Origin of the sequence: Microbacterium paraoxydans, from assembly GCF_900105335.1 — a bacterium.
Classification (GTDB): Bacteria; Actinomycetota; Actinomycetes; order Actinomycetales; family Microbacteriaceae; genus Microbacterium; species Microbacterium paraoxydans.
Map to the genome: position 1 here is coordinate 997,844 of NZ_LT629770.1, position 22,990 is coordinate 1,020,833.

At 70.2% G+C, this 22,990-nt stretch carries 21 protein-coding genes and 1 tRNA gene; 8 read left to right on the forward strand and 14 right to left on the reverse strand.

What is annotated here, in order from left to right; all coding sequences use genetic code 11:
• Nucleotides 1-79 precede the first annotated feature (79 nt).
• A complete protein-coding gene (locus tag BLU02_RS05015; protein ID WP_025105641.1) occupies nt 80-808 on the forward strand; it encodes a response regulator transcription factor in 729 nt (242 codons plus the stop codon).
• Between the two features lie 26 nt (nt 809-834).
• A complete protein-coding gene (locus BLU02_RS05020) occupies nt 835-2,328 on the forward strand; it encodes a sensor histidine kinase (protein WP_060921481.1) in 1,494 nt (497 codons plus the stop codon).
• 33 nt (nt 2,329-2,361) lie between these two features.
• Here BLU02_RS05020 and BLU02_RS05025 read toward each other — a convergent pair whose 3' ends face one another.
• The 6 genes from BLU02_RS05025 to BLU02_RS05050 all read right to left on the reverse strand — a co-directional run bounded on the left by BLU02_RS05025 (nt 2,362) and on the right by BLU02_RS05050 (nt 7,956).
• On the reverse strand, nt 2,362-3,936 hold the full coding sequence (locus BLU02_RS05025; RefSeq protein WP_060921480.1) for an FAD-dependent oxidoreductase: 1,575 nt from the start codon (nt 3,934-3,936) through the stop codon (nt 2,362-2,364).
• Nucleotides 3,933-4,826: an FAD:protein FMN transferase gene (locus BLU02_RS05030; protein ID WP_060921479.1), complete on the reverse strand. Its 894-nt coding sequence runs from the start codon at nt 4,824-4,826 to the stop codon at nt 3,933-3,935. The genes BLU02_RS05025 and BLU02_RS05030 overlap by 4 nt, the downstream gene beginning before the upstream one ends.
• Before the next feature lie 15 nt (nt 4,827-4,841).
• On the reverse strand, nt 4,842-5,318 hold the full coding sequence (locus BLU02_RS05035) for an FMN-binding protein (protein WP_060921478.1): 477 nt from the start codon (nt 5,316-5,318) through the stop codon (nt 4,842-4,844).
• Nucleotides 5,319-5,410: 92 nt separating this feature from the next.
• Nucleotides 5,411-6,445, reverse strand: coding sequence for a ribose-phosphate diphosphokinase (locus tag BLU02_RS05040; RefSeq protein WP_025105636.1), 1,035 nt, complete (start codon nt 6,443-6,445; stop codon nt 5,411-5,413).
• 7 nt (nt 6,446-6,452) lie between these two features.
• Nucleotides 6,453-7,883, reverse strand: a complete 1,431-nt coding sequence (glmU, locus tag BLU02_RS05045) for a bifunctional UDP-N-acetylglucosamine diphosphorylase/glucosamine-1-phosphate N-acetyltransferase GlmU (protein ID WP_060921477.1) — start codon at nt 7,881-7,883, stop codon at nt 6,453-6,455.
• Nucleotide 7,884: 1 nt separating this feature from the next.
• Nucleotides 7,885-7,956, reverse strand: a tRNA-Gln gene (locus BLU02_RS05050).
• Between the two features lie 123 nt (nt 7,957-8,079).
• Here BLU02_RS05050 and BLU02_RS05055 point away from each other — a divergent pair.
• Complete coding sequence (locus tag BLU02_RS05055; protein WP_060921476.1) at nt 8,080-8,589, forward strand: GNAT family N-acetyltransferase; 510 nt, start codon at nt 8,080-8,082, stop codon at nt 8,587-8,589.
• Entirely contained in the window at nt 8,586-9,080 is a 495-nt protein-coding gene (locus tag BLU02_RS05060) for a MarR family winged helix-turn-helix transcriptional regulator (RefSeq protein WP_025105633.1), read from the forward strand. Before BLU02_RS05055 ends, BLU02_RS05060 begins: the two co-directional genes overlap by 4 nt.
• 45 nt (nt 9,081-9,125) lie before the next feature.
• On the opposite strand, the gene BLU02_RS05065 is transcribed toward BLU02_RS05060, so the two are convergent.
• A complete protein-coding gene (locus BLU02_RS05065) occupies nt 9,126-9,596 on the reverse strand; it encodes an RrF2 family transcriptional regulator (protein WP_060921475.1) in 471 nt (156 codons plus the stop codon).
• A gap of 63 nt (nt 9,597-9,659) precedes the next feature.
• Between BLU02_RS05065 and BLU02_RS05070 the strand changes: the two genes are divergently transcribed.
• Nucleotides 9,660-10,409 (forward strand): SDR family oxidoreductase, encoded by a 750-nt coding sequence (locus tag BLU02_RS05070; protein ID WP_060921474.1) that lies wholly within the window; start codon nt 9,660-9,662, stop codon nt 10,407-10,409.
• Nucleotides 10,410-10,515: 106 nt separating this feature from the next.
• Nucleotides 10,516-11,439, forward strand: a complete 924-nt coding sequence (locus BLU02_RS05075) for a pseudouridine synthase (RefSeq protein ID WP_060921473.1) — start codon at nt 10,516-10,518, stop codon at nt 11,437-11,439.
• 6 nt (nt 11,440-11,445) lie between these two features.
• Here BLU02_RS05075 and BLU02_RS05080 read toward each other — a convergent pair whose 3' ends face one another.
• The 6 genes from BLU02_RS05080 to BLU02_RS05105 all read right to left on the reverse strand — a co-directional run bounded on the left by BLU02_RS05080 (nt 11,446) and on the right by BLU02_RS05105 (nt 18,822).
• Nucleotides 11,446-12,105, reverse strand: a complete 660-nt coding sequence (locus BLU02_RS05080) for a methionine ABC transporter permease (RefSeq protein WP_025105629.1) — start codon at nt 12,103-12,105, stop codon at nt 11,446-11,448.
• Nucleotides 12,105-13,148, reverse strand: a complete 1,044-nt coding sequence (locus BLU02_RS05085) for a methionine ABC transporter ATP-binding protein (RefSeq protein ID WP_060921472.1) — start codon at nt 13,146-13,148, stop codon at nt 12,105-12,107. The genes BLU02_RS05080 and BLU02_RS05085 overlap by 1 nt, the downstream gene beginning before the upstream one ends.
• 106 nt (nt 13,149-13,254) lie before the next feature.
• Nucleotides 13,255-14,157 (reverse strand): MetQ/NlpA family ABC transporter substrate-binding protein, encoded by a 903-nt coding sequence (locus BLU02_RS05090; protein ID WP_060921471.1) that lies wholly within the window; start codon nt 14,155-14,157, stop codon nt 13,255-13,257.
• Nucleotides 14,158-14,259: 102 nt separating this feature from the next.
• Nucleotides 14,260-16,035, reverse strand: a complete 1,776-nt coding sequence (locus BLU02_RS05095) for a Na+/H+ antiporter (RefSeq protein ID WP_060921470.1) — start codon at nt 16,033-16,035, stop codon at nt 14,260-14,262.
• Between the two features lie 39 nt (nt 16,036-16,074).
• Complete coding sequence (locus BLU02_RS05100; RefSeq protein WP_083370896.1) at nt 16,075-18,015, reverse strand: ATP-binding cassette domain-containing protein; 1,941 nt, start codon at nt 18,013-18,015, stop codon at nt 16,075-16,077.
• A 42-nt stretch (nt 18,016-18,057) separates the two neighbouring features.
• Entirely contained in the window at nt 18,058-18,822 is a 765-nt protein-coding gene (locus BLU02_RS05105; RefSeq protein WP_060922923.1) for an alpha/beta fold hydrolase, read from the reverse strand.
• 102 nt (nt 18,823-18,924) lie between these two features.
• On the opposite strand from BLU02_RS05105, the gene BLU02_RS05110 reads away from it, so the two are divergent.
• Nucleotides 18,925-20,445, forward strand: coding sequence for an HNH endonuclease signature motif containing protein (locus BLU02_RS05110; protein ID WP_060922922.1), 1,521 nt, complete (start codon nt 18,925-18,927; stop codon nt 20,443-20,445).
• Nucleotides 20,446-20,550: 105 nt separating this feature from the next.
• Nucleotides 20,551-21,732 carry a Cmx/CmrA family chloramphenicol efflux MFS transporter gene (locus tag BLU02_RS05115; RefSeq protein WP_060922921.1) on the forward strand — a complete coding sequence of 394 codons (1,182 nt, stop codon included), beginning with the start codon at nt 20,551-20,553 and terminating at the stop codon, nt 21,730-21,732.
• A 107-nt stretch (nt 21,733-21,839) separates the two neighbouring features.
• Here BLU02_RS05115 and BLU02_RS05120 read toward each other — a convergent pair whose 3' ends face one another.
• A complete protein-coding gene (locus BLU02_RS05120; RefSeq protein WP_060922920.1) occupies nt 21,840-22,958 on the reverse strand; it encodes a substrate-binding domain-containing protein in 1,119 nt (372 codons plus the stop codon).
• Nucleotides 22,959-22,990: the final 32 nt, after the last annotated feature.

Sequence of the window (22,990 nt, forward strand, 5' to 3'; positions counted from 1 at the left end):
TTCTATGAGGCGGACATCTCCCAGAGAACCCATAGCCCGCTCCATAGAAATCACATAGGAAATTCCGCAGAATAGAGGCATGACCAGCGACCTGCCCGAACTGCGCCGCCCCGACGGCTCCCCTCTGCGCATCCTCGCCGTGGACGACGAGCAGATGCTCACCGATCTGCTCGCCATGGCCCTGCGCATGGAGGGCTGGGAGGTGCGCACCGCCTCCTCCGGCCTCGAGGCGATCCAGGTCGCGAAGGAGTTCGAACCGGACGCCCTCGTGCTCGACATCATGATGCCCGACCTCGACGGGATGGCCGTGCTGAAGCGCCTCCGCGAAGCGGGCAACCTCGTCCCGGTCCTCTTCCTCACGGCGAAGGATGCCGTGGGCGACCGCGTCGCCGGGCTCACCGCCGGGGGCGACGATTACGTGACCAAGCCGTTCAGCCTGGAGGAGGTGATCGCCCGGCTCCGCGCGATCATCCGGCGCACCGGACACGCCAGCGCCGACGACGGGCAGTCGATCCTCCGCGTCGCCGATCTCACGCTCAACGAGGACAGCCACGAGGTCGTCCGGGACGGCGTGGAGATCGAGCTGACCGCGACCGAGTTCGAGTTGCTGCGCTACCTCATGCGCAACGAGCGCCGGGTGCTGTCCAAGGCGCAGATCCTGGACCGCGTCTGGAGCTACGACTTCGGTGGCAAGTCGTCGGTCGTGGAGCTCTACATCTCGTACCTTCGGAAGAAGATCGACGCCGGCCGCACGCCCCTCCTGCACACCGTGCGCGGCGTCGGCTACATGATCAAGGCCCCGCAGTGAGCGGAGCGACGGTGACGCGGCGGCCCATGAGCCTGCAGACGCGGCTGATGACCGCGGTGATCGGGTTCGTGTCGCTGATCCTCGTCATCGTCGCCGTCATCACCAGCGCCACCCTGGGCAGCACGCTCGAGGACCAGCTCGACAACAAGGTGAAGACCTACGCTGCGACGATCCGGGACGGGATCGTGGAGCGGGTCGCGCCCTCCGAGGCGACCGTCGACAACATCCTCCCCCTCCTCAACACCCGCGTCCCCGGGCTGCTGCTCTCGCTCGGGAGCCCCGTGGCCGGACCGAGCGGCGTCACGTTCCAGGAGAGCCGTGGGGCGTTGAACAGCACGCCGCAGTCGCTCACTCCCGAGCAGTTGCAGAGGTTGTACGGCACGGTCGCGCTCGGCACCCCTGCCACGGTCTCGTTCGACGGCCTCGGCTCGTATCGGGTCGTCGCGACCACCGCGAGCAACGGCGTCGTCGTCGTCACGGGGCTCCCCCGCGACGACGTCCAGAATCAGCTCACGCAGCTCCTCACCGTGATCCTGCTCGCGACGGCGGGCGGCCTGATCCTCCTCGCCCTGACGACGGCGGTCACGATCCGGGTCGGGCTTCGGCCGCTGCGGGCGGTTGCAGCGACCGCGACGAGAGTCGCCAATCAGCAGCTCGACCGCGGCGAGGTCAGCATCACCGAGCGCGTACCGGCGAGCGAGACCGATCCGCGGACGGAGACCGGGCTCGTCGGCGCCGCGCTCAACAAGCTCCTCGACCACGTGGACACGTCCCTCGCGGCGCGCCAGAAGAACGAGGAGCAGATGCGCCGGTTCGTCGCCGACGCGAGCCATGAGCTGCGCACGCCGCTGGCCTCGATCCGCGGCTACTCGGAGCTCTCGTTGCGAGCGCTGCGTCAGGCACCGGAGGCGACGAAGGAAGACGCGGTCATCGAGGGCACGACCTCCTCCTTGGAGCGCATCCAGGCGCAGTCGCTGCGCATGACACGGCTCGTGGAGGACCTCCTGCTCCTCGCCCGTCTCGACGAGGGACGAGAACTCGTGTACGGCACGGTCGACCTCGCCCAGCTCGCCCTCGAGGGCCTCTCGGATGCGCGGCCGACGGCGGTCGATCATCACTGGAACATCGAGGTGCCGGATGAGCCGGTCACCGTCGTCGGTGATGCCGGGCGGCTGCATCAGGTCGTCGCGAACCTGCTGGCCAATGCCAGGACCCACACCCCTGCGGGGACCACGGTGACGCTGAGCGTGGCCCGGGAGGGCGACGAGGCCGTGCTCCGCGTGCACGACGACGGCCCGGGGATCGATCCCGCCCTCCGCGACGAGCTCTTCGCCCGGTTCGCCCGCGGAGACAGCTCCCGCGCCCGGCAGACCGGAGGGACCGGACTCGGTCTCGCGATCGTCAAGGCCATCGTGGAGGGCCACCACGGCCGCATCTCGGTCGACAGCGAGCCCGGCGACACGACCTTCACGGTCCGGATCCCGATGACTCCTCCCGGCGAGACTCCGCCCGACGCCTGACCCGGAGCCCCGAAAGGGAGGAAGAGGGTCAGGTCAGTAGCCGGCGAAGGCGTCGGTGGTGAGCGAACGGGCCTTCTGCAGCGCGGGCGCGAGGTCGGCGATGAGCCGCGGCGGCCCGGAGATGAAGGCGTGCCGCGCCGAGAGGTCCCCCACCGCGTGCTCCAGGGTCTCCGTGTCCAGACGGGCCCCCTGCGCCCAGGTCCAGTGCGCGGGGAGGTCGTCCGGCTCGTCGCGGGTGAACACGACGGTGCGCACACCCGTCGCGGCGAGCTCGTCGCGGAAGGCGAGCTCCTCCGCCGAGGACGCCACGTAGACGAGGACGATGTCGCGCCGCTCCCCCGTCGCCTGGAGCTGCCGGAGCTGCGACACGAACGGGGTCACGCCGATGCCGGCCGCGACCATGAGCACCGGCTGCTCACCGCGCGGGAGGATGAAGTCGCCCCAGGTTCCGGTCACCGCGAACGTCGCACCGGGCTCGGCTGCCGCGAGAGCCCGCTTGTAGCTCGACGGGTGCTGCTGGTCGCCGTTCTTGTACGCGATGCGGAGGATCGGCAGGTCGGCCGGAGCGGACACGATGCTGAACTCGCGGCGCGTCCCGCGCGCGTCCGGCCGTCGGTGCGGCACGTCGAGCTCGAGATACTGCCCGGGGAGGAACCGCACGCGGCCCTTCGCCCGGAAGGTGAGCTCCTGGGCAGTCGGCGTCACGGAGGCGCGGCTCTCCAGGACGAGACGCACGGACCCGCGGAGCGCGAACGCGAAGGCCACGAGGTTCCCGATGAGCAGAGCGCGCTCCTGTCCGAGCGTGAACAGACCGGCCACCGAGATCGGCCACCCCGCGAGTACGCCCACCACGACGGCGACGACGAGCTGCTGCCGACGACGCGGCGGGAGCGTCAAGGGCTCCGACAGCATGAACGCGCCGAGGAAAAGGAACGGCGACTGGAGCACCGCGAACGACAGCGCCGTCACGACGTCGAAGGAGACGTCGAACTGCACGGCCTGCACCGCCTGCCGCACGATCGAGGTGGCGACGGCGACGACGAGGAAGAGCAGGACGACCCCGACCTTCTCCGTACGCCAGAGCACGGCGAGCCCGAGGAGGACGACGGGGATCACGAGAACCGGGGTGCCGACCCACCAGGAGGACGAGGTACCGAGCCAGCTGAACGCCCCGAACGCCCCCAGGATCGACACGACCGCGGCACCGAACGCCGCCGGGTTGAAGATGTGCCGCCCTCGCCAGGCGATGAGGTACTTGGACACGCTGGCCACCGCGCCCGCGATGGCGAGGCCGAGCAGCGCCGACGGCTCGATGCCGGGACGCAGCACGAACAGGAGGATGAGGGCCGTGACGAGTGAGGACTCCACGCGCCAGGGCAGGCGGAGCAGGCGCTGCGCGACCGCGTCCACGGCCGAGATCACGACCGCGAGCACGAGGAAGGACGCCACCAGTTCCCCCGGCGTCGGAGACACGATCACCCCGAACAGGGACAGCACGAGGGCGATGATGGCCAGTGCCGTCAGCGCGAACAGCACGAGGCGGTACATCGACAGCGCGCCGAGGACGGCGAGGACGCGCTGGCGGGCGGCGGCGAAGGCGGTGGTCATGGGTTCCTGTCTCCCCGGGTTCCGGCAGCAGCGGCGGGTGCCGCGGTGAAGAGCTCGGCGTGGCAACCGGGCGAGCGCTGCACACGGCCGTCGGTGGTCATGCGCACCCACTCGACGCCCCAGCGGGCGGCCAGCTCCGGGCCGCCGTCGAAGAACAGCGCGGTGGCCACGGCATCCGCCGTCATCGCCACCGGGGCGAGAGCCCACGTCGCGGCCCAGGTGCGGACGGGCCGTCCCGTCCGCGCATCGAGCACGTGGTGGAGGCCCTCGCCCCAGGCCCGTCGATTGACGGCCGAGGCGCACAGCGCGCCGTCGGTGATCTCGACCACGCCGATCGCCTTCCGCGCATCGAACGGGTGCTCGAGAGCGACGCGCACGCCGGCGCCGCGCACCCGGATGTCTCCGCCGGCATCCACGACCACGTCCCCGGGAACGTCGGCCAGCACCGCCATCACGCGATCGACGAGACGCCCCTTGCCGAGGGCGCCCACGTCGAGGAGGGCGGGCTCGTGTGCCTCGACCGTGTCCGCCGCCCAGGTCAGCCGGGACGTCCAGGAGGCGGGAGCGGGGCGGGGCTCCCCCGCCCGCAGCGAGTAGGCGGCGTCATAGCCCAGGGCCTCCAGGCTGTCGGCGACCAGGGGGTTCACCGCACCGGCCGTCGCGGCATCGAGCTCGCGATAGGCACCGAGCATCGGCCCCGCGTCCGGAGCGGTCAGCGAGCCGCCCGACCGGCCGAGACGCACCACGTCGGAGTCGTCGCGGAAGCGGGACCAGAGGCGATCGAAGCGCTCGATCTCGGCCGTCACGGACGCGCGGACGTCATCCGTGAGCGGGGCACCGGTCTCGATCTCCCACCCGGTGCCGATCGCCTCGAATCGCCACTCCCCCATGAGGACGCCTCGCGCCTAGGCGGCGGCCTGCTCCTTGATGGAGGCCACGGCGTCGTTGAAGCCGCCGCTCGTGAGCGACGACCCGGCGACGCGGCTGACGTTCAGCTCGTCGATCGGCTTCCCCACGACCTCGTCGGCGATCCCGTCGATGAACTCGCCCTGGTACCGCTCGGTCTCCGGAGCCTTCGGGTCGCCGGTCACCTCGACCTCCGTCACGACGCCGTCGGCGAGGGTGAGCGTGACGGTGATCTCCTCCACCGTCTCCGGGGTCTGGTACGAGCCGTCGGCGGTGTACGTGCCGTCGGTGTAGGTGCCGGAGGCGTCACCCCCGCTCGACGAGGACGAGGAGCTCGACCCCGCGGTCTCGTCGGTGCCGGTCGAGGTGTCTGCGGCGTCGCCGGTCGACGAGCATCCCGCGAGGACGAACAGCCCTGCGACCCCGAGGAGGGCAGTGCCGGTGCGGACAGAGGTCGGAACGGTCGTGCGGATCATGGGGTCCTCCGTGGTCGTCGTCGGTCGACTCTTCCGTCGATGACTCGACCGTAAGCAGCCCGGCTATGCACGGGCTGTGCCGTCCCGATGAGTTACGCGTCTCCGCCGAACATGCTCGTGACGGAGCCGTCTTCGAAGACCTCATGGATCGCCCGCGCGAGCAGCGGCGCGATCGGCAGCACCGTGAGGTTCTCCCAACGACGCGACGCGGAGAGCGGGATGGTGTCCGTGACGACGACCTCGTCGATCGCCGCGTCCTGCAGCCGCTCGGAGGCCGGGTCGCTGAAGATCGCGTGGGTCGCCGCGACGATCACGCGGTGCGCGCCGTTCGCCTTGAGCGCCTGCGCCGCCTTGACGATCGTGCCGCCGGTGTCGATCATGTCGTCGACGAGGAGACAGGTGCGTCCCTCCACGGTGCCGACGATCTCGTGCACGGAGACCTGGTTGGCGACCTTCGGGTCGCGGCGCTTGTGGATGATCGCGAGCGGCGCGCCGAGGCTGTCCGACCAGGTGTCGGCGACGCGAACGCGCCCCATATCCGGGGAGACGACCGTGAGGATCTCGCGGTCCTCCGGCGTGAGCGTGCGCTCGAAGTGGTCCAGGAGCACCGGCTTGGCGAACAGGTGGTCGACGGGGCCGTCGAAGAAGCCCTGGATCTGGGCGGCGTGCAGGTCGACGCTCATCACGCGGTCGGCGCCTGCCGTCTTCAGCAGATCGGCGACGAGGCGGGCGCTGATGGGCTCACGGCCACGGCCCTTCTTGTCCTGACGCGAATACGGATAGTACGGCGCGACGACGGTGATGCGCTTGGCCGAAGCGCGCTTGGCGGCGTCGATCATGATGAGCGTCTCCATGAGCCACTCGTTGACCGGCTCCCCGAAGGTCTGCACGAGGAAGAGGTCGCAGCCTCGGATCGAGACCTCGAAGCGCGCGTAGATCTCGCCGGAGGCGAAGGTGCGGTGCTCGACCGGAGCGATCTCGGTGCCGAGCGAAGCGGCGACGGCCGCCGTCAGCTCGGGATGCGATCGACCACCAGCGATGACCAGACGCTTCTTCGTCTTGGCGACGAGGCCGGGGGCCACGCCGTTGTCGCGATCCAGGTCGACCGTCTTCTTCTTCCGGGCCATGCTCCGCCTATTCCGCCGAATTCTCCCGGGCCGCGGCATCCGCCGCGCCCGTCCCTGCTCTGTTCTTCTCGACCCACCCCTCGATGTTGCGCTGGGGGGCCACGCTCATGGCCAGGGCACCGGCCGGGACGTCCTTGCGGACGACGGCGCCGGCGCCGGTCTTCGCACCAGGACCAAGCCTAACGGGCGCGACCAGCACCGTGTGCGAGCCGGTGTGCACCTCGTCGCCGATCTCCGTGCGGTGCTTGTTGACGTCGTCGTAGTTCGCCGTGATGGTGCTCGCGCCGAGGTTGACGCCACGGCCGATCGTCGCATCGCCCACGTACGACAGGTGCGGCACCTTGCTCCCCTCGCCGATCTCGGCGTTCTTCGTCTCGACGTAGGCGCCGATCTTGCCCTTCGGGCCGAGCACGGTGCCGGCGCGGAGGTAGGAGAACGGGCCCACGGTCGCCTCGGCGCCGATCACGGCCAGAGTGGCGTCGGTGCGACGGACGACCGCATCCTCTCCCACTTCGCAGTCGACGAGAGTCGTGTCCGGTCCGATCGTCGCGCCCGCGGCGATCGTCGTCGCGCGCAGGATCTGCGTGTTCTGCAGGATCGTGACGTCGGGGGCGAGCGTGGCGTCGTCGTCGATCCACGTCGTGGCCGGGTCGACGATGGTGACGCCCTCGAGCTGCCAGCGCCGGACGATGCGGGCGTTCAGACGACGGCCGACCTCGGCGAGCTGGGCGCGGTCGTTGACCCCGAACGTGACCTCGACGTCCGACACGATCGACGCCGCGACCCGGTCGCCGTCCCGGCGCACGAGGCCGGGCACGTCGGTCAGGTACATCTCCCCCTGGGCGTTGTCCACGCCGATCCGGGGCAGGTAGGTGCGCAGTGTGGCAGCACGGAAGACGTACATGCCGGCGTTGATCTCGCTGACCGCCGCCTCCTCCGCCGTCGCGTCCTTCTGCTCGACGATGCGGTCCACGGTGCCGTCGGCATCGCGGATGACCCGCCCGTAGCCGGTGGGGTCGTCGACGAGGGCGGTCATGAGGGTCGCCGGCGCTCCGGAGGCGCGGTGCTCGGCGAGGAACGTCGAGAGCGTCTCGGCATCGGCCAGCGGGCAGTCGCCGGAGAGCACGAGCACGTCGCCGTCGAAGTCTGCGGGGAGCGCGTCGACGGCGACCTGGACGGCGCGGCCCGTGCCCGGAACCTCGTCCTGGTCGATGAAGACGGCGTCCGGGTAGTCCTCACGCAGCGCGGAGACGACCTGATCGCGCTCGTGCCGCACGACGACCTCGATGTGCGACGGGTGCAGCCGAGTCGCCGTCGTCAGCACGTGTCCGACCAGAGGCCGCCCGCTGATCCGGTGCAGCACCTTCGGCAGGCGCGACTTCATGCGCGTGCCTTGGCCCGCGGCGAGGACGACGACGGCGAGGTTGTTCTCAGTCATGCTCCGCCGCCAGGACTCGAACCTAGACCTCACAGCTCCAAAGGCTGTCGTGCTGCCATTACACCACGGCGGACCGCGCTGCCCCCGGGGCACCGCCCGATAAGTCTGCCACGTCCTCGCCCGTCTTCCTGTGCGTGAGGCGCACGCCGAGTGGGCTCGTCATCCGCTCGAAACACGGCTCTGCGATGCTGGGACGATGAGCCTCGTGATCGACCGTGTCACCGTCGCCACCCCCGAGATCGCGGCCTTCATCGCCGCACACCACGCGGAGATGGACGGCACTGCTCCGCCCGAGAGCCAGCATGCGCTTCCGCTCGACCGGCTGCTGACTCCACGCGTCCGGTTTTTCACGGGACGGGTCGACGGACGGATCGCCGCGACGGGCGCCCTCGCGGTCGTCGAGGACGGACATGAGGAGCTGAAGTCGATGCGCACCGATCCCGCCTTCCGCGGACGCGGGTTCGGGCGGACGATGCTCGGTCATCTGCTCGACGACGCCGGCGCGCGCGGCATCGGTTGCGTGTCGCTCGAAACCGGCCGGGACCCCTTCTTCGATCCGGCCCGGGCGATGTACGCCGCCGCCGGCTTCCGGGAGGGTCCGCCGTTCGGCTCCTACCTCCCCGACCCGCACAGCGCGTTCCTCACGATGCTGCTCCCCGCGTCCTCCGCGGTCGCGACGCCGCCGGGAGCGATAATGAACGGATGAGCGAGGCGGATGAGGTCGATCGGATCGTCGGCGCGTGGAACACGCAGCGGCCCGACCTCGACTTCTCCCCGCTCGAGGTGCTGTCCCGCATGGACCGCCTCTCCCGGCACCTCGACCGCGCGCGCCGCGAGGTGTTCCGCAGGAGCGACCTCGAGCCCTGGGAGTGGGACGTGCTGTCGGCGCTGCGCCGGGCGGGGTCGCCGTTCCAGCTTTCGCCCAAGCAGCTCCTGCAGCAGACGCTCGTGTCGAGCGGCACCATGACCAACCGCATCGACCGTCTCGTCGGCCGTCGCTTCGTGCGCCGTGAGGCCGACCCGGCAGATGGCCGCAGCGTGCTCGTGACCCTGACCGACGACGGCCGGGTCCGGGTGGACGCCGCGATCACCCGGCTCGTCGACGCCGAGGCCGACCTCCTGCGCGCCCTCTCCCGCGCCGACCGCGACCGGCTGGCCGCCCTGCTACGGAAACTGAGCCTCAGCTTCGACACCTGACCCGGGCTCGGTCCTCTTCGGTACGGTCCGTCCTGTTCAGGCAGGTCAGGGGCCGAGGAGGAGGCGCCGGTTCTTGGCGGGGACGGTGTCCGGGAGCGTGCCGACGACCTCCGCGATCGACACCGTCTCCAGAGAAGCCCGCCAGGCCTCGTGGGCACGGCGCATCACGACGGCGAGTCCACACGGCGCGGTGCAGTCCTCCGGACGGGCGGCACCTCTCCCCTGCTGACGGAGTTCGCGGCAGATGTAAGGGTCGGCGGCGCCGTCGACCGCGGTGACGAGATCGAGGACGCTGATGTTCTCGGGCTCCCTGGCCAGGCGGAAGCCGCCGCGGGGCCCCGTGCTTCCGGTGAGGATGCCGGCGCGGACGAGCTTCGCGAGCTGCTTCGAGAGGTACGGCCCCGGCACGCCGAAGTGCTCGGCGAGCTGCGCACCCGACACCGTCGACCCGGCGGGGAGCTGGGCGATCACCGCGACGGTGTGCAGCACCCATTCGGAGGTCTCGGGGAGTTTCACTTGCCCATCGTACCGGGACCGCCCTATTGTGGACACACAATATCCATGATTCAAGGAGCGGGCATGCGCATAGCGGTCGCAGGAGGCACGGGACGGATCGGGCGGCTGGTCGTCGAGGAGGCCCGGCGTCGGGGGCACGATCCGCTGTCGCTCAGCCGCAGCGAGGGCGTCGATCTGACCACGGGCGAAGGCCTCCCCGCCCTGCTGCGCGGGGTGGATGCGGTCGTCGATGCGACGAATCCCCCGGTATCCGACGTCGCCGAGGCCGAGCGGGTGTTCACCACGCTCAGCCGCACGCTGCTCACCGCCGAGGGCGAAGCCGGGGTCGGCCACCACGTGGCCCTCTCGATCGCGGCGCTCGATCGCGTGCGCGGCAACCCCCACTACGCAGGCAAACGCGCCCAGGAGCGAGAGGTCACTCGTGGCCCCGTCCCGTTCACCATCGTGCGGGCGACGCAGTTCCACGACTTCCCCGCGATGATCGCCGAGTGGAGCATCGAGGACGGTGAGGGCGTCGTGCCCCCGCTGCTCCTGCAGCCCATCGCGCCCGCGGACGTGGCCGCCGCCCTCGTCGACGCGGCGGAGTCGCCGGCGCTCGGTGGTTCCTTCGACATCGCCGGACCCCGCACGGAGGACGCCGTCGACATGGCGCGCCGCACTCTCGCGGCGTGGGGCCGCGACCTTCCGCTGCGCGCCGCGTGGAAGGGTGCCGCGCTCGGCGTCGAGTTCGCGGGCGAGGTGCTGCTTCCCGGGGGCGACGCCCGAACGGCGGCGACGACCTTCGACGACTGGCTAGCTGCCGAAACCCGCTGACACCCCGACCGGTTCCGGGGCGCGGGGCCCCGGGCAGGCCTGGCCGGTCGCCTAGGCTGGGAGCACCCGGTCGCAGCCCCGCGACCCCTGCTCCGAAGGCCGAGACATGGGCATGCCCTCCCCGCTTCCCGTGCGCGACGGGGTCGGCGCGACCCGGCTGCACGTGCCGATGACGGGTGCGTGGCCCACCGTCGCCGCCTACATGGTCGAGCGATTCTTCCACCTCGATCCGGAGCGGCTGCTCGTGCGCTTCGACCGCGGGGAGATCGTCGCGCGCGACGGCCGGCCGCTCTCCCGGGACACGCCTCTCGGCGCCGAGGAGTTCGTCTGGTACTACCGGGAGCCTCCGGTCGAGAAGCAGATCCCGTTCACCGAGGAGATCCTGCACCAGGACGAGAATCTGGTGGTGGTGGACAAGCCGCACTTCCTCCCCACCACGCCGGGCGGCAAGTACCTGCAGAACTCCGCCCTCGTCCGGCTGCGCAATCGCCTCGGCAACCCGGATCTCACGCCCATCCACCGCCTCGACCGGGCCACGGCGGGGCTGCTGATGTTCTCCGCCCGTCCAGCCACCCGCGGCGCCTACCAGCTGCTGTTCGAGGACCGCCGTGTGGAGAAGGTGTACGAGGCGGTCTCGGCACGCCCGGCGGACTGGGATCCGTCGCGGTTCCCCCTCGTCTACCGCAACCGGATCGAGAAGCTCCGCGGTCAGGTGTGCGTGCAGGTGGATGAGGACGGCGAGCCGAACTCCGAGACGCTCATCGAGGTCATCGCCGCCGACGATCGCGTCGTGCACACGCTTCTCCGTCCGCACAGCGGGAAGATGCACCAGCTCCGTGTGCACCTCGCCGCCCTCGGGCTCGGTATCCTCCACGACGGCTTCTACCCCGTGCTGCAGCCGGAGCGTCCGGACGACTTCACCCGCCCGCTCCAGCTCCTCGCACGCGAGCTCCGGTTCACCGATCCGCTGAGCGGGCAGGAGCGCACGTTCACCACGCGCCGGAGCCTGCAGGAGGCCCCGGCACGCTGATCGACCTCAGCGGCGCATGACCTTCCGCGCGAGCCGGGTGCCGAGAAGCTGCACGAGGTGCACGAACACCACGATGAGGATGATCGCCGCCCACATCACGAGCGGCTCGAACTGCCGGAAGCCGTAGATCTGCGCGAAGGCCCCGAGCCCGCCGCCGCCGATGAGTCCGGCCATCGCGGTCATGTCGATGAGCGCGACGACGATGAAGGTGTAACCGAGGATGAGCGGGCCGAGCGACTCGGGGATCGCGACGGTGAAGAGGATCCTCCACGGCCCGGCCCCCATCGCCCGCGCCGCCTCGATCACGCCCGGCGATACGGAGACGAGATGCTGCTCGACGATACGGCCGATCGCGAACGCCGCCGCGAGACCGATGATGAACGCTCCGGCGGTGGTGCCGATGCCGCTGCCGACGACCAGGCGCGCGAACGGCTGCGCCACCGCCATGAAGATGACGAACGGGATCGGTCGGAAGAAGTTCACCACGAAGTTGATGAGCCCGGAGACGACGCGGTTCGGCATCAGTCCGCCGGGGCGCGTCACGTACAGCAGGACGCCCACGGCAAGGCCGAGGATCCCGCCGAGCACGAGCGCGAACGACGTCATGTACAGGGTCTCGAGCGCGGCCTGCCAGAACTCCGGCCACAGTTCGTTCAGACGGTCCATCAGCGTCCCTCCTCTCCGGCGATGACGGTGACTTCGACCCGCTCCGCGATACGCCCCAGCGCCGTGTCGATCGCCGCGCGGTCACCCCGGATGGCGAGCGTGAGGTGGCCGAACGCACGACCCCGGATGTCGTTGATCCCGCCGTAGACGAGCTCGAAGTCGAGACCCGCCGAAGCGAGGTCGAGGAACACCTGAGCCTGCGACGAGTCGCCGTCGCGGAACGACAGGGTCACCAGGCGTCCGGTGTGCCGGTCCCGCAGCACCGCGAGTTCCGACGGCGAGGGCACCCCCTTCACCACCGTGCCGACGAACCGCTGGGACGCCGGATTCCGCGGGGCGGAGAAGACATCGAAGACGTCGCCCTGCTCGATGACCCGTCCGTTCTCCATGACGGCGACGCGGGTGGCGATGGTCTGGATCACATCCATCTCGTGGGTGATGACGACGATCGTGACGCCCTGCTCCTCGTTGACGCGCTTGAGCAGGTCGAGGACCTCGTGCGTGGTCTGCGGATCGAGCGCGCTCGTCGCTTCGTCAGCGAGGAGGATGGCGGGCTTGGTGGCGAGCGCGCGGGCGATCCCGACGCGCTGCTTCTGTCCACCGGAGAGCTGCTCGGGGTACGCCTTCGCCTTGTCGGAGAGCCCCACGAACGACAGCAGCTCGGCGACGCGCTCCTCGATATCCGGCTTCGACCAGCCGGCGAGCTTGAGCGGATACGCGATGTTGGCCTTGACGCTGCGCGACGAGAACAGGTTGAACTGCTGGAAGATCATCCCGATGCCGCCGCGCACGGCGCGCAGCTCGCTCTCCTTGAGCGCCGTGATGTCGACGCCGTCGACCGTGATGGTGCCGCGGGTGGCCGGCTCGAGCGCGTTGATGAGACGGACGAGCGTCGACTTCCCCGCACCGGAGTATCCGATGATGCCGAAGACGTCGCCCTTGTCGATGGAGAGGGTGACGTCGTCGACGGCGACGATCTCGCGATCGCCCTGGCTGCGGGAGGGGTATGTCTTGGAGACGTTCGTCAGGGTGACGATCGGCATGTGGTGCTCCGGTCTGGTTCTCGGGAAACGGAGAATCGGGCAGCGCACGAAGCGCCACCCGATTCTCCCTCATCGAACAGGGGGCGGATCACACCCCGGCGTCCGGTTACTTCTCTTCGGCGTCCTTCTGAACCTTCTCCAGCGAGGCCACGAGGTCCTCGACCGGAGTACGCAGCGCCACCGCGGTGTCGCCGGAGGACTCGAGCAGCCCCGCCTGCACATCCTCGTTCGTCTGGAAGATCTCCACGAGCTTCTGGTACGTCTCGTTGTCCGCGTCCTCCGCACGCGCGGCGAAGATGTTGACGTACGGGAGGGCGTTCGGGTCCTCCGGGTCGTCCTGCGCGATCGCGTCGTCGAACGTCAGTCCGGCGTCCTCGACGAAGTCGTTGTTGATGATCGCGGCGGCGACATCCGGGAGCGAGGTCGGGATGAGCGCACCCTCGAGGGCCGTCACCTTCACCTTCGACTTGTCCGCGTCGATGTCGGCGAGGTCGGAGTACGGCGTGCCGCCGCTCTTGAGCTCGAGCAGACCCGCCTGCTGCAGGACGTTGAGCGCCCGTGCCTGGTTCGACGCGTCGTCGGGAACCGCGACCGTGTCGCCCTTCTTGATGTCGTCGACGTCGTCGTACTTCGTCGAGTACAAGCCGAGCGGGTAGATGGCGGTCGAGCCGATGGGCGTGAGATCGGAGCCCGAGGCGTTGTTGTACTCCGCGAGGTACACGATGTGCTGGAACTGGTTGAGGTCGATCTCCCCCTCGGTCAGCGCCGGGTTCGGCTGCTCGTAGGACCCGAAGTCGACGAGCTCGACCGTGATGCCCTCGTCGGCGGCGGCCTCGACGAAGGGCGCCCACTGCGCGTCGCCCTTCCCGACGACACCGATCTTGACGGTCTCGTTCTCGGAGCCGCCGTCGCCGGAGCCCGCGTCGGACGAGGTGGCGCACCCGGCGAGGGCGACGAACAGCGGGACCACGGCGAGCGCGGCGAGGGCGGAGGTGGTGCGGCGGGACATGATGAGGGGTTCCTTCCTGGCGGGACTCGACAACGTTAGGCAGGAGGGCGCGCTGTCGCGGAATCGGTATGTCACACGGCGTCACAGCCGTGCGGGATCGGGTCAGTCGAACTCTTCGATGCCCTGCAGACGCACCTGCTCCAGGTCGAGACGGGCGGAGATCCGGCGGACCACCATGTCGTCCACGGTGCCGGCGCCGCGGAGCCCGAGCAGGACCTCGCGCTTGCGGTCGAGCAGCGCGAGCTTGAGCCGGGTGTGTTCCTCGTGCCGCACGAGCGGCGAGCGCTGGGCGAGGTCGACGTCGGCGGAGGTCGCGATCATCTGCAGCGTCGTGCCGTCCGTGGCCTCGGGGTCGGGGGCGGTCCCGGCCGAGACCGCGACGTCGCCTGCTTCCTCCTCCGCCGGGCGCGCCTCTCCCCCGGTGCCGTAGGGATCGGGCTGGCCGAGCATCTCGTCCAGCGCGTCGGCCTCGGCATCGATGAGCGCCTGCTCGCGCGCGAGTGTTCGGGCGTTCGCGAACTCCAGCGCCTGGTACCCCTCAGCACGCACCCGGTCGCGCACCTCCTGGCCGATGCCGTGCTCCGCGGCGAGGTCGTCGAGCGCGGCGAGGGCTGCTCCGGAGATCGCCCGCTCGGCGAGCTCGTACTCCTCGTCCTCGGCATGGTCGACCGGGAATCGCGCCCAGCGCACGAGCGCGGGAAGGAGAGGCGCCTGCACGAGGAGGCTGAGCAGGATCACCCCGGCTGTCACGAAGACGATCTCGTCACGCCCGCCCACCATGCTCCCTTCGGGGACACCGGTCGGCACCGACAGCGCGATCGCCAGCGACACCGCGCCGCGCATGCCGGCGACCGTGGACACGAGCCGGGCACGGGAGCGGGCTCCGCGGGGCGGGCGTTCGGACGGCCGCCGCTGGAACAGGGCGTTGAGGAGCTGGAACACGTACCGCACGGCGAACAGCGTCACCCACACGGCGAGCGTCACGAGCACCAGACGGCCGATGGCGGCGGCGGAGATCTCGTGCGCGACGAACTGCACCTCGAGGCCGATGAGGACGAACAGCGCCCCGTTGAGGAGGAAGACGCCGAACGGCCACGCGGCGTCGGCCTGCCGGCGCGAAGCCGCGGTCGTCACGCGCGGCGACACCCAGGCGACGATGAGTCCGGCGACGACCACGGCGAGCACCCCGGATGCGTGGACGAGCTCGGCGAGCAGGAAGGCGGAGAACGGCACGAGCAGCAGCGTGACGTTGATGACGATGGTGGAGGAGATGCGGCGCAGCAGCAGCGTGGCCAGGGCCGCGACCGCGATCCCCGCGGCGATTCCACCCACGTACGACACCAGCACGTCCCAGGTGACCGAGAGCGGCGTGACCTGGCCGCCCAGGGCGAGGGACACGGCGATGGCGTAGAGCACGAGCGCGGTGCCGTCGTTGGTCAGGCTCTCGGCCTTGAGCTTCATGAACATCCGACGCGGCAGCAGCCGGCCGAGGGCGGCGACGGCCGTGGCGTCGGGCGGCGCGACCGCGGCCCCGAGGATGAGGGCGATCTCCCAGGGCATGCCGAACAGCACGCCGATGCCGGCCACCGCGAACGCAGAGGCGACGACGAGGAGGGTGCTCATCGGCACGATGTAGCGGAAGTCGCGGCGGATCGACCGCAGCGATGTCGTGAGGCTCTCCCAGAACAGCATCACCGGCAGGAACAGCAGCAGCACGGTCTCCGGCGGCAGCTGGACCTCACGCAGCGGCGGGATGAATCCCAGCGCCAGACCGAGGATGACGAGGACGAGCGGCAGCGCGAGACGCACGCGCGGGGCGATCAGGGTTCCGACGAGGATCGTGAGTCCGAGCAGGACGGTTACTTCGAGGCCTTCCATCGCTACTCCCAACAGTCGTGGGAGAAGGATATTCCTCCGTCAGCCGATCTGCTCCGTGAGTTCGAACCAGCGCAGCTCCAGCTCTTCGATCTCGGCCTCCTGCGCGGTGATCGCCTTCATCCGCTCGCCGAGGCCCGCGTAGTCGGACTGGTCATGGTCGGCGAGGGCGTGCTTGGCCGCGTCGACCTGCTGCGTGAGCTTCTGGATGCGACGCTCGAGGGCGGCCGCTTCCTTCTGCGCCGCCCGGAGAGCCGCGCCGTCGAGACCGCTCGCTGCGGGGGCCGACGCCGCCGTCGAGGTCGCCGGGGCGCTCTCGACGCGCTGCCGCAGGCGCAGGTACTCGTCGACGCCGCCCGGGAGATGCCGCAGGCGCCCCGCGCCGTCCGGACCGGGAAGGATCGCGTACTGCTGATCCGTCACCCGCTCCAGGAAGTACCGGTCGTGGCTCACGACGAGGAGCGTGCCCGACCAGGAGTCGAGGAGGTCCTCGATCGCGGCGAGCATGTCGGTGTCCATGTCGTTCGTGGGCTCGTCGAGGATGAGCACGTTCGGCTGGTCGAGCAGCACCAGCAGCAGCTGCAACCGACGCTGCTGGCCACCGGAGAGATCCTTCACCGGCGTCGAGAGCTGGGCGGAGGAGAACCCGAGTCGCTCCAGGAGCTGTCCTGGCGTGAGGTCCTGCGTCTTCGACCCGGCGCCGAGCGTGTACGAGGTGCGCAGACCCGAGATGACCACGCGCACGGGGTCGTTCCAGTGCGGCAGGAGTTCGTCGAGGCGCTGCGTGAGCGTACGGACCTGCACGGTCTTCCCGCGCTTGATCCGCCCCTCGGTGGGCTCGACCGTGCCGGAGATGAGCCCCAGGAGTGTGGACTTCCCGGCGCCGTTCACGCCGAGGATGCCCGTGCGCTCGCCCGGGGCGATCCGCCACTCCACGTCCTTGAGCACGGTCTTCCCGCCGGTCCCTGAGCCTGTCGAAGTCTGGGTCCCTGAGCCTGTCGAAGTCTGGGTCCCTGAGCCCGCCTGGGTCCCTGAGCCTGTCGAAGTCTGGGTCCCTGAGCCTGTCGAAGGGTGGGTCCCTGAGCCTGTCGAAGGGTAGGTCACCCCCACATCGAGCAGGTCGACGACGTCCTTGCCCAGCCGCGAGACGGCGAGCGACTGCAGCGAGACCTTGTCACGGATCTCGGGCACGTCGGCGATGAGCTCGTTGGCCGCATCGATGCGGAACTTGGGCTTGCTGGTGCGGGCCGGGGCACCGCGACGCAGCCAGGCGAGCTCCTTGCGAGCGAGATTCTGCCGCTTCGCCTCGGTCGCCGCCGCCATGCGGTCGCGCTCGACCCGCTGCAGGATGTACGCCGCATAGCCGCCCTCGAAGGGCTCGACGATGCGATCGTGCACCTCCCACGTCTCGGTACAGATCTCGTCGAGGAACCACCGGTCGTGGGTCACGACGAGGAGGGCTCCGGCGTTCGCGGGCCAGCGCTTCTTGAGGTGACCGGCGAGCCAGGTGATCGCCTCGACGTCGAGGTGGTTCGTCGGCTCGTCGAGAGCGATGACGTCCCAGTCTCCGGTGAGCAGCTTCGCGAGCGACACGCGGCGGCGCTGACCGCCGGAGAGGGAGCCGATCTGCGCGTCCCAGGGAAGGTCGGTCAGCAGCCCCTCGATCACGTCGCGGACGCGGGCGTCTCCGGCCCATTCGTGCTCGGCCATGTCGCCGACGACGGCGGCGCCGATCGTGATGTCGTCGGGGAGGGTGTCGGCCTGGTCCAGCACGCCGATGCGGGTGCCGCCGCGGACGGTCACGCGGCCGGAGTCCGGCTCCTTCGTGCCGGCGAGCATGCCGAGAAGGCTCGACTTGCCGTCGCCGTTCCGGCCGACGATGCCGATGCGGTCGCCCTCCTCGATGCCGAGGGTCACGGCGTCGAAGACGACGCGGGTCGGGTATTCGAGGTGCAGGGCTTCGGCCCCGAGAAGATGTGCCATGTCCTCTCCAGGGTAGTCGCGCCGCGTCGGACGGTCTCCCGGTCAGACCAGCGACGGGGCGAAGAGCTCCGGCAGCGCGGCGGTGAAGACCTCGAAGTGGCTGTACCAGACCGTGTGGGCGGCCCCGGGGATGCTGCGCACCGTCACCCCACCGTGCTCGAACCGCCGCGCGTCCTCGTCGGTGACCCAGGCACTGGGTTCTGCGCGGACGACGATGGAGCCGGGCGCGGCGGTCCAATGGCCGTCCTCCCCGCAGGAGACGGAGGCCGCGGTCGGCGGATCGAAGCGCTCGGCCGCCCGCGCCTCGACCGAGGCGTCGTCCACGGAGTAGAAGGGCCGGAGCTTGCGGAGCTCGGCGGGCGACATACGCGCGCGGCGGTCGTGCTCGTACTGCGAGATGAGAGAGGCGCGGTCCTGCCCGCCCTGAAGGGCGAGCGGCGCGTCGACGTAGACCGCGAGGGCCGGGTCGAGGCGGGGCGCGGCGGCGGCGAGCACGGTGGCGCCGAAGGAGTGCCCGACGGCGACGGCGGGCGGGGCGGTGGCCCTGTCCCCCGCGGCGGACCCTACCCCCGGAAGGAGAGCCGTATGCGCCAGAGTCTCGACGACGGCATCGGCCGCCGTCTCTACCGTGAGCTCCGGGTCACGCGGAGAGAGGCCGTGGCCCGGCAGATCGAGCGCAAGCACGCGGAAGCCGCGTTCCACGAGCAGCGGGACCACGCGGTGCCAGCTCTCGGCGGACCCCATCATGCCGTGCAGCAGCACGGCGACACGGTCGCCCTCCCCGGCTTCGATGACGTTCAGGAGCACGGAGCCAGTCAACCACGGTCGTTATCCTTTCGTGATACGACTTTCGGCCAGATTCCTTCGAATCTTCGTTCGAATGTCGGTGGTCGATGATGGACTGGCGCCATGCCCGCACTGCTCGACGCGACTGACTCCCAGATGGCGATTCTCGCCGATCTGGTGGAGGGGCTGGAAGCGGCGGAGAAGACGCTGAGCAGCATGCAGGCGGCCCGCGACGGACTGCTCGCGATGGCCGGCCGACTGGCGGTCGACATCGCCCGACAGGCGCGTCACCCAGACGGCGCAGACATGGCGATCCGCACGGTCGCCGCGGAGATCGGGGCCGCACAGCGCGTCAGCGACCGCACGATCGAGCGGCGGATGTCCGATGCGTCCTGGCTGGTCGAACGGTTCCCCGCCGTCTGGGAGGCTCAGGGCGCCGGCCGGATCAGCGCCGCGCATGCACGCGTGATCGTGGAGGCGGGGGCACAACTCGATGACCCGGACGACCGTTCGCGTTTCGCGACGGAGGCGATCGAGGTGGCCGCTGCAGAGTCTCCGAACCGGATACGCCGACTCGTGCGCCGACTGGCCGACCGGTTCCAGGAGCGGACGCTCGTCGAGCGACATCGTGACGCCCGGGAGCTGCGGCGGGTTTGGGTGACCGACCTCGAAGACGGCATGGCCGAGCTCGGCGCGCGTGGCCCCGCGGCGCTCGTGCACGGGATGTACGACCGGCTCTCCCAGATGGCGCATGCCGTGCGGGAGGAGAACGCACAGGCACGGCGTCGAGAGTCGGAAGAGAGCATCCTCGACGACAGGACCGTGGATCAGCTGCGCGCGGATCTGCTCGCCGACCTCGTCCTGACCGGCGCTCCGGCGGGCCATGACTCGGAAGAGGGGCTGCTCTCGGAGCTTCAAGCTCGCGTCGAGGTCGCCGTGCCGGTGCTGACGCTGATGCACGGCGAGCTGATGCACGGCGAGCAGGAACGGACGACGGACGGTACTCCGATCCTCGCCGCCGAGCTGGACGGGGTCGTTCCGATCGATCCAGCCACGGCCCGCCGACTGGCCGGCGCGGCGAGCGGCTGGGACCGGGTGCTGACCCACCCGATCAGCGGGGCGCTGCTGGCCGTCGACCGGTATCGCCCGAGCGAAGACCTCCGCCGGCACCTGCGGGCCCGCGATCAACGCTGCCGCTTCCCCGGCTGCGGCCTCGCGCCGCGGAAGTGCGACCTCGATCACAATCACGATGCGGCGCTCGGCGGCGAGACCGTGCACGACAACCTCGCGACCTTCTGCCGACGACATCACATGCTCAAACACCACTCTCCGTGGCACGTCGAACAGGGGCCGGGCGGTGTTCTGGAGTGGACGAGCCCCACCGGCCGGACCTACATCGACCGACCGCCGCCTCCGCACACCGTGACCTTCGCCGAGGAACCCCGTGGTCTTGGCCCGACGCCAGGACCACCACCGGCTGAACACGCGAGCGCACCGATCACGCCTGCACACCGATCACGCAGGTACACCGATCACGCCTGCACACCGATCACGCCTGCACACCGATCAGCCCTATGGTGGAGGGCATGTCGAGTCCCGAATCAGACAGGTCGGGGGCTGCCCGTCACACCGTCAGCCCCGTGAACCGCTGATCCCTTCGTCCGCCCTTTCGGCGGGCGCGCGCCGGTGACCCGGGCGCTGACCGTGGTGACGAGAAGCTACCCCTTCCCTCTCACCTCGGAGCACTCGATGCCTTTCCCCCTCTATGCCCTTGCCCTGGCGGTCTTCGTCATGGGCACCTCCGAATTCATGCTCGCGGGACTCCTCCCCGCGATCGCGCACGAGCTCGACGTCCCGGTCGGCACGGCGGGCCTCCTCACCTCCGCCTTCGCGGTCGGCATGGTCATCGGCGCACCCGCCATGGCCGCGTTCGCGCGCGGCTGGACCCCACGCCGCACGCTCGTCGCCTGCCTCGCGCTCTTCGCCGCGTGCCATGCCGTCGGCGCGGTGACGTCCCTGTTCGAGCTTCTGCTCGTCACGCGCGTACTCAGCGCCCTCGCGAACGCGGGCTTCCTCGCCGTCGCGCTGCGTACGGTGGCTCTCCTCGTCCCCCGCGAACGCACGGGACGAGCGCTCGCGGTGCTACTCTCCGGGACGACCGTCGCCACCATCGTCGGCGTCCCTGTCGGCGCCATCCTCGGCACCGGGCTGAGCTGGCGCGCCACCTTCGCCGCTGTCGCGCTCCTCTGCCTCCCCGCACTGCTCGGAATCCTCCACGGCGTGCCGCCGACGATCCGGGGCACGGAGTCCGACCCTGCTCCGGCACCACTCCCCCGGAAGGAACCGGCCCTCCGTGCGGAGCTCGCGCTCCTGCGGACACCGCGCCTGGCCCTCGCGATGACCGTGGCGGCCCTGGTGAACGCGGGGACCTTCGCGGTCTTCACGTTCCTCGCGCCGATCGTCACCGAGGTCGCGGGCCTGCCCGACGCTGCGGTCCCCCTCGCGCTGGTCCTGTTCGGCATCGGCTCGTTCCTCGGGGTGACCATCGCGGGTCGGTTCGCCGATCGACACGCCGGCGCGCTCCTCACGGTCGGTGGCCCGCTGCTCCTCGGCGGCTGGATCGTCCTGGCGGCGGTCGCGACGCAGCCGATACCGCTGCTGTTCCTCGTCTTCGTGCAGGGGATGGCCTTGTTCGGCGTCGGAAGCACACTGATCACCCGGGTGCTGTACGCCGCCTCCGGCGCCCCGACCATGGGTGGGTCCTACGCCACGGCGGCCTTGAACCTCGGCGCCGTGATCGGACCGGCGTCGGGAGCGTGGACCCTCGCGAGCGGGGCGGGTCCGCTCTCCCCCGTCACTCTCGCGGCCACGCTGACGATGGCGGCGCTCCTCCTCGCCCTGGCGACGCGGCGATGGCGGCCCGTCGGCTGAGGGCAGACGGTGACGCGCCGCAACGGCGACGAGCCGCCCGGACCCGAGGGTCCGGACGGCTCGTCGTGTCCGGTGTTCTCTGGGAACCCGGATGTTCGCGCTACGGCTTACTCGTACGACTTCACGATCTCGAGGAGGCTCGGGACGTTGGCGTAGGCCTCGGCCGCGTTCTCCTTGGTGACGATGACCGGCGGGAGCAGGTAGGCCGGGACGACCTTCTTGCCGTTGTCGTACTGGTCGGTGTCGTTGACGTCGACCTCGTCGCCCTTCTGGAGCTGACCGACCATCTTGATGGCCTGCTCCACGAGCAGCGCGGTGTCCTTGTTGATCGTGGAGTACTGCACGCCCTCCATGATCGACTTCACCGACTCGACCTCGGAGTCCTGACCGGTGACGACCGGGACGGGCTTGCCGGCCTGCTGCGCCGAGGTGATGATGGCGCGGGCGAGGGTGTCGTTCGGGGACAGGACGCCGTCGAGCGTCTCCGAGCCGTAGCTCGACGTGAGGATCGAGTCCATGCGGCGCTGGGCGTTCTCCGGCTTCCAGCCCTCGGTCGCCGTCTGGGAGATCTCGGTCTGCCCGGAGACGACGTTCAGCGTGCCGTCGTCGATCTTCGGCTGCAGCACCTCCATCGCCCCGTTGAAGAACACCGCCGAGTTGGCGTCGTCCGGCGAGCCCGAGAACAGCTCGATGTTGTACGGCGCCTCGTGATCCGCGCGCTCGGCGAGCCCGTCGAGCAACGCCTGGCCCTGGAGCTTGCCGACCTCGAAGTTGTCGAAGGCGACGTAGTAGTCCACGGCGTCGGTGTTCTCGATGAGACGGTCGTAGGCGATGACCGCGACACCGGCGTCGCGCGCGGCCTCCACCTGCGTGGTGAGCTGCTTGCCGTCCTTGGCGCCGATGATGATGACCTTGGCGCCACCGGTGACCATCGCCTGGATCTGGTTCTGCTGCTCGGCGACCGTGTTGCTGGCGGGCGCGTACTGCACGTCCGCCTTGAAGCCGGCCTTTTCGAGGCCGTCGGTGAACAGCTGACCGGCCAGGACCCAGTTCTCCGAGGTCTTGTCCGGCAGAGCGACACCGATCGTGGAGCCGGCGTCGAAGCCCGAGGCGGTCTCCTCGCCCGACCCCGAACCCGAGTCACCGCCGCGCTCCGAGGAGCAGCCGGTGAGGGCGAATGCGCCCGCGACGACAAGCGCTGTCGCCGACAGAAGGATCTTCTTCATGTGATCTCTTTCTCTGGTGTGTGCAGGTCCCG

Excerpts from the sequence above, each read along its gene's own strand:
- BLU02_RS05015 (WP_025105641.1), top strand. The coding sequence starts at position 80 with ATGACCAGCGACCTGCCCGAACTGCGCCGCCCCGACGGCTCCCCTCTG.
- BLU02_RS05020 (WP_060921481.1), top strand. The coding sequence starts at position 835 with ATGAGCCTGCAGACGCGGCTGATGACCGCGGTGATCGGGTTCGTGTCG.
- BLU02_RS05025 (WP_060921480.1), bottom strand. The coding sequence starts at position 3,936 with ATGACCACCGCCTTCGCCGCCGCCCGCCAGCGCGTCCTCGCCGTCCTC.
- BLU02_RS05030 (WP_060921479.1), bottom strand. The coding sequence starts at position 4,826 with ATGGGGGAGTGGCGATTCGAGGCGATCGGCACCGGGTGGGAGATCGAG.
- BLU02_RS05035 (WP_060921478.1), bottom strand. The coding sequence starts at position 5,318 with ATGATCCGCACGACCGTTCCGACCTCTGTCCGCACCGGCACTGCCCTC.
- BLU02_RS05040 (WP_025105636.1), bottom strand. The coding sequence starts at position 6,445 with ATGGCCCGGAAGAAGAAGACGGTCGACCTGGATCGCGACAACGGCGTG.
- glmU (WP_060921477.1), bottom strand. The coding sequence starts at position 7,883 with ATGACTGAGAACAACCTCGCCGTCGTCGTCCTCGCCGCGGGCCAAGGC.
- BLU02_RS05055 (WP_060921476.1), top strand. The coding sequence starts at position 8,080 with ATGAGCCTCGTGATCGACCGTGTCACCGTCGCCACCCCCGAGATCGCG.
- BLU02_RS05060 (WP_025105633.1), top strand. The coding sequence starts at position 8,586 with ATGAGCGAGGCGGATGAGGTCGATCGGATCGTCGGCGCGTGGAACACG.
- BLU02_RS05070 (WP_060921474.1), top strand. The coding sequence starts at position 9,660 with ATGCGCATAGCGGTCGCAGGAGGCACGGGACGGATCGGGCGGCTGGTC.
- BLU02_RS05075 (WP_060921473.1), top strand. The coding sequence starts at position 10,516 with ATGGGCATGCCCTCCCCGCTTCCCGTGCGCGACGGGGTCGGCGCGACC.
- BLU02_RS05080 (WP_025105629.1), bottom strand. The coding sequence starts at position 12,105 with ATGGACCGTCTGAACGAACTGTGGCCGGAGTTCTGGCAGGCCGCGCTC.
- BLU02_RS05085 (WP_060921472.1), bottom strand. The coding sequence starts at position 13,148 with ATGCCGATCGTCACCCTGACGAACGTCTCCAAGACATACCCCTCCCGC.
- BLU02_RS05090 (WP_060921471.1), bottom strand. The coding sequence starts at position 14,157 with ATGTCCCGCCGCACCACCTCCGCCCTCGCCGCGCTCGCCGTGGTCCCG.
- BLU02_RS05095 (WP_060921470.1), bottom strand. The coding sequence starts at position 16,035 with ATGGAAGGCCTCGAAGTAACCGTCCTGCTCGGACTCACGATCCTCGTC.
- BLU02_RS05100 (WP_083370896.1), bottom strand. The coding sequence starts at position 18,015 with ATGGCACATCTTCTCGGGGCCGAAGCCCTGCACCTCGAATACCCGACC.
- BLU02_RS05110 (WP_060922922.1), top strand. The coding sequence starts at position 18,925 with ATGCCCGCACTGCTCGACGCGACTGACTCCCAGATGGCGATTCTCGCC.
- BLU02_RS05115 (WP_060922921.1), top strand. The coding sequence starts at position 20,551 with ATGCCTTTCCCCCTCTATGCCCTTGCCCTGGCGGTCTTCGTCATGGGC.
- BLU02_RS05120 (WP_060922920.1), bottom strand. The coding sequence starts at position 22,958 with ATGAAGAAGATCCTTCTGTCGGCGACAGCGCTTGTCGTCGCGGGCGCA.